The 13053-nt window shown below is 75.4% G+C and carries 14 protein-coding genes; 8 read left to right on the top strand and 6 right to left on the bottom strand.

Going from position 1 to position 13053, the window contains the following annotated elements:
- The first annotated feature begins 19 nt into the window (after positions 1–19).
- From Q0840_RS05725 to Q0840_RS05740, 4 genes are all read left to right on the top strand, one after another.
- Positions 20–1156: a uroporphyrinogen-III synthase gene (locus tag Q0840_RS05725; protein WP_298457916.1), complete on the top strand. Its 1137-nt coding sequence runs from the start codon at positions 20–22 to the stop codon at positions 1154–1156.
- The gene (locus Q0840_RS05730) at positions 1149–1859 is read left to right on the top strand and encodes a sirohydrochlorin chelatase (protein ID WP_298457385.1); all 711 of its coding nucleotides are present in this window, start codon (positions 1149–1151) and stop codon (positions 1857–1859) included. Before Q0840_RS05725 ends, Q0840_RS05730 begins: the two co-directional genes overlap by 8 nt.
- A gap of 299 nt (positions 1860–2158) precedes the next feature.
- Positions 2159–3790 (top strand): ribonuclease J, encoded by a 1632-nt coding sequence (locus Q0840_RS05735; RefSeq protein ID WP_298457918.1) that lies wholly within the window; start codon positions 2159–2161, stop codon positions 3788–3790.
- Between the two features lie 96 nt (positions 3791–3886).
- Positions 3887–5275 carry a deoxyribodipyrimidine photo-lyase gene (locus Q0840_RS05740; protein ID WP_298457388.1) on the top strand — a complete coding sequence of 463 codons (1389 nt, stop codon included), beginning with the start codon at positions 3887–3889 and terminating at the stop codon, positions 5273–5275.
- Here the strand turns inward: Q0840_RS05740 and Q0840_RS05745 are convergent.
- Both Q0840_RS05745 and Q0840_RS05750 read right to left on the bottom strand, forming a co-directional pair.
- Complete coding sequence (locus Q0840_RS05745) at positions 5260–6015, bottom strand: class F sortase (protein WP_298457391.1); 756 nt, start codon at positions 6013–6015, stop codon at positions 5260–5262. The genes Q0840_RS05740 and Q0840_RS05745 overlap by 16 nt on opposite strands.
- The gene (locus tag Q0840_RS05750; protein ID WP_298457394.1) at positions 6015–6779 is read right to left on the bottom strand and encodes a CHRD domain-containing protein; all 765 of its coding nucleotides are present in this window, start codon (positions 6777–6779) and stop codon (positions 6015–6017) included. The genes Q0840_RS05745 and Q0840_RS05750 overlap by 1 nt, the downstream gene beginning before the upstream one ends.
- Before the next feature lie 198 nt (positions 6780–6977).
- Here Q0840_RS05750 and Q0840_RS05755 point away from each other — a divergent pair, with 198 nt between their 5' ends.
- Positions 6978–7271, top strand: coding sequence for a DUF2277 domain-containing protein (locus Q0840_RS05755; protein ID WP_298457397.1), 294 nt, complete (start codon positions 6978–6980; stop codon positions 7269–7271).
- Positions 7272–7376: 105 nt separating this feature from the next.
- Here Q0840_RS05755 and Q0840_RS05760 read toward each other — a convergent pair whose 3' ends face one another.
- Positions 7377–8207 carry a tryptophan-rich sensory protein gene (locus Q0840_RS05760; RefSeq protein ID WP_298457399.1) on the bottom strand — a complete coding sequence of 277 codons (831 nt, stop codon included), beginning with the start codon at positions 8205–8207 and terminating at the stop codon, positions 7377–7379.
- 230 nt (positions 8208–8437) lie between these two features.
- Here Q0840_RS05760 and Q0840_RS05765 point away from each other — a divergent pair, with 230 nt between their 5' ends.
- Complete coding sequence (locus Q0840_RS05765) at positions 8438–9094, top strand: LON peptidase substrate-binding domain-containing protein (RefSeq protein WP_298457403.1); 657 nt, start codon at positions 8438–8440, stop codon at positions 9092–9094.
- Positions 9095–9169: 75 nt separating this feature from the next.
- On the opposite strand, the gene Q0840_RS05770 is transcribed toward Q0840_RS05765, so the two are convergent.
- A complete protein-coding gene (locus Q0840_RS05770) occupies positions 9170–9421 on the bottom strand; it encodes a hypothetical protein (protein ID WP_298457406.1) in 252 nt (83 codons plus the stop codon).
- A 349-nt stretch (positions 9422–9770) separates the two neighbouring features.
- Positions 9771–10673, bottom strand: a complete 903-nt coding sequence (locus tag Q0840_RS05775; RefSeq protein ID WP_298457409.1) for an oxygenase MpaB family protein — start codon at positions 10671–10673, stop codon at positions 9771–9773.
- Between the two features lie 211 nt (positions 10674–10884).
- On the opposite strand from Q0840_RS05775, the gene Q0840_RS05780 reads away from it, so the two are divergent.
- Both Q0840_RS05780 and Q0840_RS05785 read left to right on the top strand, forming a co-directional pair.
- A complete protein-coding gene (locus Q0840_RS05780; protein WP_298457410.1) occupies positions 10885–11349 on the top strand; it encodes an NUDIX domain-containing protein in 465 nt (154 codons plus the stop codon).
- A 277-nt stretch (positions 11350–11626) separates the two neighbouring features.
- Positions 11627–12265, top strand: a complete 639-nt coding sequence (locus tag Q0840_RS05785) for a uridine kinase (RefSeq protein WP_298457413.1) — start codon at positions 11627–11629, stop codon at positions 12263–12265.
- Positions 12266–12370: 105 nt separating this feature from the next.
- On the opposite strand, the gene Q0840_RS05790 is transcribed toward Q0840_RS05785, so the two are convergent.
- Entirely contained in the window at positions 12371–13018 is a 648-nt protein-coding gene (locus Q0840_RS05790; RefSeq protein WP_298457416.1) for a hypothetical protein, read from the bottom strand.
- Positions 13019–13053 lie beyond the last annotated feature (35 nt).

The following is a 13053-nucleotide window of genomic DNA, read 5'->3' on the forward strand; positions in this document are numbered from 1 at the left end:
CGAACCCATCGCCCAGACCATGGCCGGGTGCGTGGTGCTGGTGACCGCGGACCGCCGCTCGGCCGAGCTCGGCGCCGCACTCGGGCGCCGGGGCGCGGTCATCCGGCACGCCCCCGCGCTGAGCATGGTGCCGAACGAGGACGACGCCCAGCTCGTGGCCGCCACCCGGGGACTGATCGAGGACCCGCCCGACATCGTCGTGGTCACCACCGGCATCGGCTTCCGCGGCTGGATCGAGGCTGCGGACGCGGTCGGCCTCGCCGAGCCGCTGACCGCCGTGCTGAGCCGGGCCCGCATCGTGGCACGCGGCCCCAAGGCGCGCGGAGCCATCCAGGCAGCCGGCCTGCAGGCCGACTGGGTCGCCGAGTCCGAGACGTCCGTCGAGATCGCCGAGGCGCTGCTCGACGACGGCGTCGAGGGGCTGACCATCGCGGTCCAGCACCACGGGGCCGGCTCCGACGGCCTCGACGACGCCTTCACCGCCGCCGGTGCCCGCGTGCGCAGCCTCGTCGTCTACCGGTGGGGACCGCCGCCGGACCCCGCCGCCCTGGACGCCTCGGTCCGGTCGGTCGCGGCGGGGGAGATCGATGCGGTCGTGTTCACCTCCGCGCCTGGTGCCGCGGCCTGGCTCGGTGCGGCCGACGCCGCCCGGGTCGCCGACGCGGTGGTGGCCAGGATGCGGTCGGGCCGGACCGTCGCCGCCGCCGTCGGCCCGACCACGGCGCGCCCGCTGCTGGATCGCGGCGTCGAGCCGCTCATCCCCGACCGTGGGCGGCTCGGCTCGCTGGTGCGCGCGCTGGTGGGGCACTACGGCGGTCTGCAGGTGCTCACCACGAGCGCCGGTGCGCTGCAGGTGCACGCCGGCGCCGCCGTGCTGGACGGTCGGGTGCTCGCGCTGTCCCCGAGCGGGCTGGAGGTGCTGCGGCTGCTGGCCTCGCGGCGCGGCGACGTCGTCACGCGCTCCGAGGTGCTCGCGGCGCTGCCCGGGGACTCCCGCGACCCGCACGCCGCCGAGGTGGCCATCGCCCGGCTGCGGGACGCGACCGGCGACCGGGGGCTGGTCCGCACGGTCGTCAAGCGTGGCTACCGGCTCGAGGTGCTCGACGACGCGCCCGCCGGCGAGGCCCCGCAGCCGGTGCGGAGGGCACGTGCCTGACGCACCCGCCCCGCGCCCGCCGGTGCTCGTCGGCTGCTCCCACGGCACCGACAGCGTCGCGGGCCGGGCGGCGATCCGGTCGATCGTCGACGGCGTCCGCCGCGCGCACCCCGCCCTCGACGTGCGCGAGGCGTTCGTCGACGTCCAGCGGCCCGAGGTGGCCGACGTCGTCGCCGGCGCGCTGGCCGACGCCGGTTCCGCCGTGGTGGTGCCGCTGCTGCTGTCCGCCGGCTTCCACGTGCACGTCGACATCGCCGAGGCCGTCGCGACGGCCGGCGCCGCGGCGTCCGGCGCGCTGGGACCCGACCCCCGGCTGGTCGCGATCCTTGTCGACCGGCTCCGGGCGGCCGGTGCCGGCCCGGGTGACGCGGTGGTGCTCGCCGCGGCCGGGTCGTCCGACGCGCGCGCCGCCGAGGCCGTCGAGGAGGTCGCTGCCGGGCTCCGGTCGGGGTGGCCCCACGGCCCGGTGCTGGTCGGCTACGGCGCGGGCGCCCAGCCGTCCGTGCCCGACGCCGTCGCCGCCGCGCGCGCCCTCGGGCGCCGGGTGGTGGTCGCGTCCTACCTGCTCGCGCCCGGGTTCTTCCACGACCGGCTGCTCGCCGCCGGTGCCGACCTCGTCACCGAGCCGCTCGCCCCGGACGAGCGGCTCGTGGGGATCGTCGTCGACCGCTACCGCAGCGCCGTCGCGACGGTCGGCAGCTGAGCCCCGCACGGTCCGCGCGACGCCGACCGGTAGGCTCCGGGCATCGCCACCGGTCGGCAGGCCGGACCGCCGTCGCCGCACTGTCTGCGGCGCGCAGGTCCGAGCGCCGGGCGGCCGCGACCCGAGACCGTGCAGGACCCGCACCACGACGGGTCGGCGCCGCTGACCGCGGCGCGGACCCGCCCCGCCCGAACCGACGACCCTCGGCGCCCCGCGCCGTCCCGCAGACGAGAGGCCCCTCCGTGCAGTCAGCACACCGGCAGAAGCTCAGCGCCCCGCCCGCACTCGCGAAGGGCGCGATGCGGGTGACCCCGCTCGGTGGCCTGGGTGAGATCGGCCGCAACATGACCGTGTTCGAGTTCGAGGGCAAGCTCCTCGTCGTCGACTGCGGTGTGCTGTTCCCCGAGGACCACCAGCCGGGCATCGACGTGATCCTGGCCGACTTCACCTCGCTGCGGCACCGCCTCAAGGACATCGTCGCCATCGTGCTCACGCACGGGCACGAGGACCACATCGGCGGGGTGCCGTACCTGCTCAAGGAGCGGGCGGACATCCCCGTGATCGGCTCCGAGCTCACGCTGGCCTTCATCGAGGCCAAGCTCAAGGAGCACCGCATCCGGCCGAAGACCGTCCACGTCGAGGCGGGGGACACCCACCAGGCCGGTCCGTTCGAGCTCGAGCTCGTCGCCGTCAACCACTCCATCCCCGGCGGGCTCGCGGTCGCGATCCGCACCCGCGCCGGGCTCGTGCTGCACACCGGCGACTTCAAGATGGACCAGTTCCCGCTGGACCGGAGGATCACCGACCTGCGGCACTTCGCCCGGCTCGGCGAGGAGGGCGTGGACCTGTTCCTCACCGACTCCACCAACGCCGAGGTGGCCGGCTTCACGACGTCCGAGCGGGAGCTCACGCCGGCGATCGACCACGTGTTCGGCACCGCACCGCGGCGGATCATCGTGTCGAGCTTCGCCAGCCACGTGCACCGCATCCAGCAGGTGCTGGACGCCGCGCACGCGCACGGGCGCAAGGTCGCGTTCGTCGGACGGTCGATGGTCCGCAACATGGGCATCGCCCGGGACCTCGGCTACCTGACGATCCCGCGCGGCCTCGTCGTGGACGCCAAGAAGCTCGACTCGATGCCGGACGACAAGGTGACCCTGATCTGCACCGGCTCGCAGGGCGAGCCGATGGCCGCGCTGTCCCGGATGGCCAACGGCGACCACCAGATCCAGGTCAACGAGGGCGACACCTTCCTGCTCGCCAGCTCCCTGATCCCGGGCAACGAGAGCGCGATCTACGGCCTGATCAACAAGCTCACCGACCTCGGCGCGAACGTCGTGCACAAGGGCAACGCCAAGGTGCACGTGTCCGGGCACGCGAGCGCCGGTGAGCTCGTGTACTGCTACAACATCGTCAAGCCGAAGAACGTCATGCCGGTGCACGGCGAGGCCAAGCACCTGCGCGCCAACGGCGAGCTCGCGGTGCGCACCGGGGTGCCGGAGGACCGCGTCATCATCGGCCGCGACGGCGTCACCGTCGACCTCGCCGACGGCGTCGCCAAGATCAGCGGCCAGGTCGAGGCCGGGCTGGTGTACGTCGACGGCCAGACCGTGGGCCGCGCCACCGAGGACACCCTCAAGGAGCGGCGCCTGCTGCGCGAGGGCGGCATCATCACCGTCCTGGCCCTGGTGGACCCGACGACGAACCGGCTCGCCGAGCCGCTGGAGTTCATCAGCCGCGGCTTCGTGCACGACGACCACACCTTCGACGGGGCCTCCGCGGAGGTCGAGAAGGCGCTCGAGCGGGTCGCCGGTGACCGCGTGCAGGACGTCGAGCGCCTGGAGTCGCTGATCAGCAACGCGGTGGGCCGCTTCATCCAGCGCACGTACCGCCGCGAGCCCGTCGTCATCGCCATCGTGGTCGACGCCTAGTCCGACGAGCGGCTCGGCGACCGCGCCGGGCCGGCTCCGTCGAGGGCTGTCGCCGCCCGGCGGGCCCGTCACCGGATCGGCCCCTACGCTGCGGGGATGACGTCGATCCTGTGGCTGCGCCGGGATCTGCGCCTGCACGACCTGCCCTCACTGCTGGCCGCCCACGAGGCGGCCGGCGACGGGACGGTGCTGCCGGTGTTCGTGCCCGACCCGGTGCTGCTGGCGTCGGCCGGCCCGGTCCGCAGCCGGTGCCTGGTCGAGGCGCTGGGCGCCGCCCGGGACGCCTACGACGGCGCCCTGGTGCTGCGGGCGGGGCAGCCGCACGAGGTCGTGCCGGCGCTCGCCCGCGAGGTCGGCGCGACCAGCGTGCACATCAGCGCCGAGACCACCCCGTACGGTCGGCGCCGTGACGCCCGCGTCGCGGCCGCGCTGCCCGACGGCGTGCCGCTGGTCGCGACGGGCAGCCCCTACGCCGTCACTCCCGGTCGCATCGTCGGCGGCTCCGGCACGCCGTACGCGGTGTTCAGCCCGTTCTCCCGGGCGTGGCGCGGTCACGGCTGGCGTGCGCCGGCCGAGGTGCCGGCCGGCGTCCGCTGGCACCGGGGCCCGGAGAGCGAGGACCTGCCGCCCGTGCCGCCCGAGGCGTACGCCGCGGACCTCCCCGCCGTCGGCGAGAGCGCTGCCATGCAGCGCTGGGAGGAGTTCCTGGCGACCGCGCTGGAGACCTACGGGTCCGACCGCGACCGACCGGACCTGCACGGCACGTCGTCGATGTCCGTGCACCTGAAGTACGGCACCGTGCATCCCCGCACGCTGCTGGCCGGCCTGGCCGCGCACCCGCTGGCCGCCGGGGATGGCGCGGCCCGGTACGTCACCGAGCTGTGCTGGCGCGACTTCTACGCCGACGTGCTGTGGCACCGTCCCGACTCGGCGTGGGGCGACCTGTCCGACGCCCTGGCCGGGATGGCGTACGACGAGCCGGGGGAGACCTTCACCGCGTGGCAGCAGGGACGCACCGGGTTCCCCCTGGTCGACGCCGGCATGCGCCAGCTGCTCCGGGAGGGGTGGGTGCACAACCGGGTGCGGATGGTGGTGGCCAGCTTCCTGGTCAAGGACCTGCACGTGCGCTGGACGCACGGTGCCCGCCACTTCCTGCGGCACCTGCGCGACGGTGACGTCGGATCCAACGCGCACGGCTGGCAGTGGGTGGCGGGCACCGGCACGGACCCGTCGCCCTACTTCCGGGTGTTCAACCCCGTCGTCCAGGGCGAGAAGTTCGACCCGCACGGCGACTACGTGCGCCGGTACGTCCCCGAGCTCGCCCACCTGCCCGGCGCCGCCGTCCACCAGCCGTGGCGGGCGGCGGACGGCTACGCGCACGGGTACCCCCAGCGCGTCGTCGACCACGGCGCGGAGCGGGCCGAGGCGCTGCGCCGGTACGCGGAGGCGCGCGGCTCGCGGGGCGTGCCTCAGCCCACCAGGTGACCGAAGGCGACGATGTTGTCCACGTAGTGGCCGGTGCTGCGGTCGAACGCGCCGCCGCAGGTGATCAGCCGGATCTCGGCGCGGTCGGTGGTGTTGCCGTAGACCAGCGACGTGGGGAAGTCCGCCTTGGCGTAGCGGCCGACCTCGTCGATCACGAACGTCGCCACGGTCCCGTCGGCCCGCCCCACCTGGACCTCGTCGCCGGGCTGCAGCTCGCCGAGCCGGATGAACACGGCAGGACCGTCGGGCCCGTCGACGTGCCCGGCGATCACGGCCGGTCCCAGCTGCCCCGGGTTGGGGCCGCGCGTGTGCCACCCCGGCAGCGCGAAGTCCGTGGGGGCCGGCAGGACGCCGTCCGGCCCGACGTCCAGCCGCTCCAGCGTGTCGCTCGCGACGCCGATCGCCGGGATGGTCAGGGAGACCGGCTCGGAGGCCGGCAGGATCGGGCCGAGCTCCGGCAGCGGGGCGGTCTCGGCCGCGGTCGGCGCGGCGTCCCGGGCGGCGCCGCCCGGACCGACGGGGTCGGCGCGGTCACCCGAGCCGTCGGCAGCCGCGGCGGGCGGGGACCCGGCGGCGTCGGACGGGCCCTCCGTCGACGCCGCGAGCGGCGGGCTGGTCGGCATCTCGGCGGGGCCGCCGCGCAGCCCCAGCACCAGGGCGAGCGCCCCGGCCACGGCCAGCACGACGGCCGCCGCGGCCAGGATCCGCGAGCGGCCGTCGTGCCGGCGGTGGTCGCTCATCAGACGGTCGCGCGGACCCGACGAGCGGCCAGGGCACCGGCGCCCGCGCCGGCGGCCAGCAGGCCACCGCCGAGGAGCATCACGCCGGTGGAGGTGCCGGTGCCGGCGGTGCTGCCGGTGCCGGCCGCGACACCGCCCGAGGGCGCCGCCATCAGCACGCCGCAGACGGCGGGGTCGGTCGCCTCGGCGGGCAGCGTCGGGTCGAGGTCGGACATCGCGTCGCCGCTGTAGACGCCGTCCTCGTTGTGGTCGACGCCGTGGATGACCACCGCGGACTTGCCGTCGACGATCGCCTGCGCGACGTCGGGCTCGACCGTGATGCTGCCGCGCTGGTACGCGATCTCGCCGCCCGGCGCGGTGTCGAACCGGTCGACCGCGAGGCCGCTGGCCGGGCTCGTGTCACCGGTCTTCGTCAGCGACACGACGATGCCGCCGTACGCGGGCCCGCCCTCGGTCGTGGTGAGCATGCCGTCACCGTCGGCGTCGTCGGAGGCGGCGGGGCACTCGTTGCGCGCCTCGGCACCGAAGTGGATGTGGGCGGCGTGCGGGGCGTCGGCGAGCAGGCCGTTCGCGGCCATCGTCACGGTGAGGGTGGTGCCCTCGACCTTGACCATGGCGGTGCCGCTGGCGGCCGCGCCGTTCAGGGCGACCGGCGTGAGGTTGGCGTTCACGTCGCCGTCGGCGGCGAACGCGGAGCCGACCCCCAGGGGGAGCAGAAGGGCGGCGCCGAAGCCGGCGAGGGCGATCCGTCGTGTGGTGCGCATGGTGTCTCCAGTCCGTCGGGCGGGTGGCCCTGACGTGTCGGTGCGTGCTCGGTCGGGGGTGGTTCGCAGCGGATGGGCGGGCGGATGGGTCCGGATCTCGACGAGTTCACGCGGTGGGCGCCCGCGCCCTGCTCGTTCCTTCGACGTGCGCCCCGCCCGCTCTGCCGCCGGCAGGGACGCGCGCGTAGCCTGGCGGCCATGTGCCGGAACATCCACGAGCTGCACAACTTCGAGCCGGCCGCGACGGACGACGAGGTCCACGCCGCGGCGCTGCAGTACGTCCGCAAGGTCAGCGGCAGCACCAAGCCGTCACGGGCCAACCAGGAGGCGTTCGACCGGGCGGTCGAGGAGGTCGCCCACGCGACCCGTCACCTGCTGGAGTCGCTCGTCACCCACGCCCCGCCCAAGGACCGCGAGACCTTCGCCGCACAGCGGCGTGAACGTGCCGCCAAGCGGTACGCGACCGCCCCGCCGGCCTCGGCGTCGGCGTAGCCCGACCACCCACGTCGGGGTCCGGCCATGACCGACGCGCCGGGCGGCACACGGCGCCGCCGTGCCGCTGTCCCACCGGCTGCGGGCCGCATGCGCGGTCCGCGCTCATCGAGCACGGGGTGCCGCCGAGCGGATCCGCACGGCGATCGTCGCCAGGGCCACGACCACGGCGGCGACCACGGCCGCCGACGCGGCCGCGCCCGACTGCAGGTCGCCGCTCGTCCGCGCGACGGCGATCCACGCGAGCCCCCACACGATGGCCGCACCCACCGCCAGCCGTCCGTGGCCGTACACGGCCAGTCCGACCCCGATCGCGGCGGCGACCAGCAGCACGATCCAGGACCAGACCTCCGGGCCGAGGCCCAGCTCGGTGTACCCGGCGGCGGTCAGCACGGCAGCCACGTTGGCGACCGTGGCCACGACGACCCAGCCGAGGTACAGACCCAGCGTGCCGTCCACCACGACGGCCTCCACGACGCCGGACGCCGGACGGTCGACCAGCCGGCTCAGCACCACCACCAGCACGGCGACCAGCGCGGCGATCACCGGGACGCTGAGCCCGAGCAGGCCCGCCTGCACCACGGTGATCCACAGGGCGTTGAGCAGCATCGACCCCAGGACCCACCACCCCGTGCTCCGCTGTCGTGGGTCGGCCCGCCGGGAGGGCAGCGCCTGCCACACGGCGTAGGCCAGCAAGCCGCTGTAGATGACCGACCAGATGGCGAAGGCGGGTTGACCCGGGGCGACCAGCGTCGCGTCCGCCGCGAGAGCACCGTCACCGACCTCGGTCTGGTCGGGTCCACCGAAGGCGCCCGACCCGACGAAGGCGGCGGCGATGGCGAGCAGGGAGCCGAGCAGCACGGTGATCTGACGCGTCGCGTCGGCCGTCGTTGCGCTGCCGGGGGCGTCGGTCGCTGTCGATCGGGCTGAGCTCACCTCGCCATCCTCTCCACTGCACCGCGGATGCGCCAGGCTGAGTCGGTGGTGCCGGCGTGCTCCGCGACACCGCGACGCCGGTGCACATGCGGGCGGCGGCGGTCGTCTCCCCCCCTGGCCTGCCGTCGTCCGCCGGCACGTCCTCGGAGCAGCTCGGGTGCGCCCGTGATCCCCACCGGCCGACGGACGGGGGCTCGCCCGGTCGGGCAGCGCGCGAGAGGATCGCATCCATGTCCGGTGAGACGCGTGAGCTGCCGATGTTCCCGCTCGGCTCGGTGCTGTTCCCGGGCATGCCGTTGCCGCTGCGCGTCTTCGAGCCTCGTTACCTCGCGATGCTGTCCTCGGTGCTCGCCGAGACCGACCGCGAGTTCGGCGTGGTGCTGATCGAACGCGGCTCGGAGGTCGGCGGTGGCGACGTCCGGTTCACGGTGGGCACCGTGGCTCGCATCGCCTCGGTGGAGGTCACCGCCGGCTTCATCGGTCTGCTGGCGACCGGTGCCGCGCGGTTCGAGGTGGTCCGCTGGCTCGAGGACGACCCGTTCCCGCGGGCCGAGGTGCGCGAGCTCGCGCCGCTGGAGCTCGACCCTGCGCTCGTCCCTGAGCTCGCCACGGCGGAGTCGCTGGTGCGCGCGACGTTGACCAGGGCGAGCGAGTTCGTCGAGCTGCCCTGGTCGCCGGACGTCGAGCTGTCGTCCGATCCCGAGGAACGGGTCTGGCAGGTCGCCGGCATCGCGCCGCTCGGCTCCTTCGACCAGCTGGCGCTCCTGCGCTCGACGACCGCGCGCGAGCTGCTCACCATGCTGGTCGAGGAGACGCGGGCCGCAGACGTCCGCTTCACCGCCGGGTGGACCGACGACCCGCAGGACGACAGTGACGGCGCTCCCTGAGTGGCGGCACCACAGCGAGGCATGACTGCGCGCGCCGCCGTGGTCGCCGTCCCGAGCGGCAAGGGGGCCGCCGCGTCAGTCGTCGCAGTCGCGGTCGGTCGAGGACCGCAGTGTCACCGGGCTGGGAAGAAGCGGCAGCTCCACGCGGCGGGTGAGCCCCAGCGTCGTGACGTCGAGCAGGACCTGGTCAGCGACCACGCCACCGCCGGCCGTCAGGTCGACGCAGGGGACGTCCGAGGTCAGCCACACGGCGACCGAGCCACCCCGCGGAGCGACCACGGCGGGTGCCGCGTCGTGCGGCGCGAGCCCCGAGCGCTCCCCGATCACACTGACCCGACGGCGACCCAACCTCGGCCGACGTCGCGTTGATCGATCACCTCAGAGCCCCACGCCGTCTGGCCCTGCTCCAGCTGAGGGTTCACACCCACGGCGAGCCTCCCGCCCGCAAGGGCCACCGAGAACACTCGTGCGAGGACCTCCACGGTGAGGACACGAGCCGTGCCGGTTCAGGTCGGAGACTGATCCCCGATCACCCGCATATCAAGCATGAGCGGTGACCACCGGCGCGGTCGGCGCCACCAGCCGACCTGCGCCGCGCACACCCTGGGCGCCGCCTCATCGGGACGTCCGTGCACTGTCGCGCCGGGCGCGGATGCTGACCCTTCCTGCACCCGCCTCAGGCAGTTCCGGCCGGGGCGTCCACGTCGGGGTCCTGCACGGCCACCGCCCGGTCGGGTGCGCCGAGCGCCCAGCGGATCGACCGCGTGACGGCGTGACCGCCGGCCCGGACGACGGTGTCCTCGGCGAGGGGCAGGTACGGCAGGCGCAGCTGCCGGCGGGTCCAGCGGGGCATGAGGGCGACGGCCGCGCCGGCCAGCGCGGCGTACGGGGGGCGCGCCACCCACGGCAGGGGTGGACTGACGAGCAGGAAGCGGGCCGCCTGGTGGGCCTCGGTGGTGGCCCGCAGCTCGGGACGGTACCCGCGCAGCTGGTCGACCAGCTCGGCGAGCGTGGTCGGCGGGTCCACCGCACCCAGCGCCCGCCCGACGACGGCGACCTGCGCGACGTACTCGTCGCACCCGTCGGCGTCGAGCGGCTCGGCGCCGTACCGCTGGTGCGCCGCGAGGAAGCTGTGCGCCTCGGCGACGTGCACCCAGCGCACCAGGTGCGGGTCCGACGCGGCGTAGGCCAGTCCCTCGGACGTGACGCCGCTGATCCGGTCGTGCACCGCGCGGACCACCGCGACGGCCTGGGCGGCGTCGTCGGCGGTGCCGAAGGTGGTGGTCGCCAGGAAGGTGCTGGTGCGCGCGAGCCGCCCCCAGGGGTCGCCGCGGTAGCCGGAGTGGGCGGCGACCGCGGCCATCGCCTGCGGGTGCAGGGACTGCAGCAGCAGGGCGCGCAGGCCGCCGACGAACATCGACGCGTCGCCGTGCACCCGTTGGATGGCGCTGCCCTCGTCGAACCAGCGGGGCCCGGGCGTGCCGTGGATCCGGTCCCGGGCCTGCGGCCCCTCGGGCCCGGCCACGCGGGCGAACAGGGCTCCACCGATGCGTGTGCGCACCTCGTCCGTGACGGTCATGCGTCGATCCTCACCCGCCGCGGCCCGGGGCGCCGCACGAGCCCGCGGCGACACGCCCCGACACGCCGCCGGCGCGTCCGGGGACACCCCACCGCCGGGCCGAGGGACCCACGAGCAGTACGCGGCGCCGGTCCCGTCGCACCCGGCAGCACCGCGCCCTAGCCTGCGTGGGGGCGCCGACGTCGGCCGTCCCGGGTCGTCGGGAGGATCCATGCAGCGCAGCGCGGGCCTGCTGCTCTACCGCACGGGGGACACGGGCGTCGAGGTGCTGCTCGGCCACATGGGCGGGCCGTTCTGGGCACGCAAGGACGCCGGCGCGTGGACCGTGCCCAAGGGCGAGCACGGCCCCGACGAGGACCCGCACGCGGCCGCGCTGCGGGAGTTCGGCGAGGAGATGGGGCAGCCACCGCCGGACGGCCCCGACCTGCCGCTGGGGACGGTGCAGCAGCGGGGCGGCAAGTCCGTGACCGTGTGGGCGCGCGCCGGCGACCTGGACGTGGCGACCGTCGTGAGCAACACGTTCGAGCTGGAGTGGCCACCGCGCAGCGGGCGGCGGCAGTCCTTCCCCGAGCTCGACCGGGCGCGCTGGCTGCCGCTCGCGCAAGCACGCACGCTCGTCGTGACGGCGCAGGCCGAGCTGCTCGACCGACTGGCTGCCGCGCTGGGCACGACGTGACCCCGGTCGCCGCCGCGGGCCGCGGCGGTCCGGACCTCGGGCCGCTGCCGCGCGACGGGTGGGCCGGCGACGTGCGGCTCGAGGACGTCAGCACCGCCCGGCCGGGGCAGGGCGTCGCGGTGGTCACCGACACCGCACCCAGCCAGGGCGCCGAGGCGCTGGCCGACGCCGTCGACCTGTCCCGCGCCGGCGACCGGGTGGTCGTGGCGGCGGCGGACCTCGACCGGTTCGCGCTCCCGCGGCGTGGGCAACCGGTCCGAGCCACCAGACTGGTCCGGTGCGCGTGCGACCCTCGACCCCCGGCGGCGTGGTCGAGCACGTGGTGGACCGCGTGCTGGCGGCGGTGGCGACCCGCGACAGCGCGGGTCACCTGCGGGTCGCGGTCGACGGCGCCCAGGTGGCCCGGCCGGGGGAGCTCGCCGATGCCCTGGTCGTGCCGCTGCGGGCGGCCGGGCACCCGGTGGTGCGGGTCAGTGCCGCAGACTTCCTGCGGCCGGCGTCGCTGCGGTTCGAGCACGGGCGCCAGGACCCCGATGCGCTGGTCGACGACTGGCTCGACGGGAGCGCGCTCGCGCGGGAGGTGCTGGACCCGTTGGCCCCGGGCGGTAGCGGCCACTACCTGCCGTCGCTGTGGGACGCCGCCCGCGACCGGGCCACCCGGGCCCCGGCGCAGGCGGCCCCGGACGGTGCCGTCCTGGTGCTGGACGGCACGCTGCTGCTCGGGCGGTGGCTGGACCTCGACCTGACGGTCCACGTGGCCCTGCGGGAGGCGACCCTGCGGCGTCGGACGTCGCCGGGCGACCTCTGGATGCTGCCCGCGTTCGCCCGGTACGCGCGGGAGGTCGACCCGGAGGCGACCGCGGACGTCGTCGTGCGGGCCGACGACCCGGCGCGGCCCGCGCTCGTCGAGCGCTGAGGGTCCCCGGTGAGCCACGGGCCCCCCAGCCCCGGACGTGCCGAGGCCCCGGTGGCGGACGACGTCCGCCACCGGGGCCCAGGTCCGTGCTCGGTGTCGGACGGGTCAGCGACCCAGCCCCGCGCGGTCCACCTTGCGGTGGAAGCGCATGCCGGTGATGCCCCCCAGGACGGCGCCCGGGAGGCTCGCCAGGGCGACCAGGACCAGCGCGACGATGCCGCCGGTGGTCAGGTCGCCCTCGTTGACGGGGATCCGCGGGAAGCTGTTGAGGTCGCTCAGCACGTTGAACTGGTCGCCGGCGATCGCTGTGAGGATCGCGACGACGATCGCGATGACGACGGCCCAGAGCCAGACCGCCACGCCCTGCTTCGCGCCGTCGAACCGCGCCATGCGTCCGGCGACGTAGCCGCCGCAGAAGTACGCGAGGAACAGCACGACGAACAGGATGATCCCGCCCACGATCCCGACGGTGGCCGGGTCGGAGGTGACCGTCTCGGTCGCCTCGGCCACGTCCGTGTCGTTCGCGACGCCGATGGCCGTGCCCGCCGCGGCGACCAGTGCGGTCAGCAGCACCGCCGTGCCGGTGGCGGTCAGCCAGCCGAAGAACGCCGACCCGACCTTGATGCCGCCGTACTGCTCCTTCTCCCGCTCGACCACGCTCTCGCGGTCGCGCCCGAACGCCCGGGCCGAGACGGCTCCGGTCGCGTTCGGTTCCTGCGCCGGGGTACCGGCTCCGTGCTGGGGGGTGCTCATGCGATGTCATCTCCTTCGACGAGGGGCGACCGCAC

Source organism: uncultured Cellulomonas sp., from assembly GCF_947494015.1.
Classification (GTDB): Bacteria; Actinomycetota; Actinomycetes; order Actinomycetales; family Cellulomonadaceae; genus Pengzhenrongella.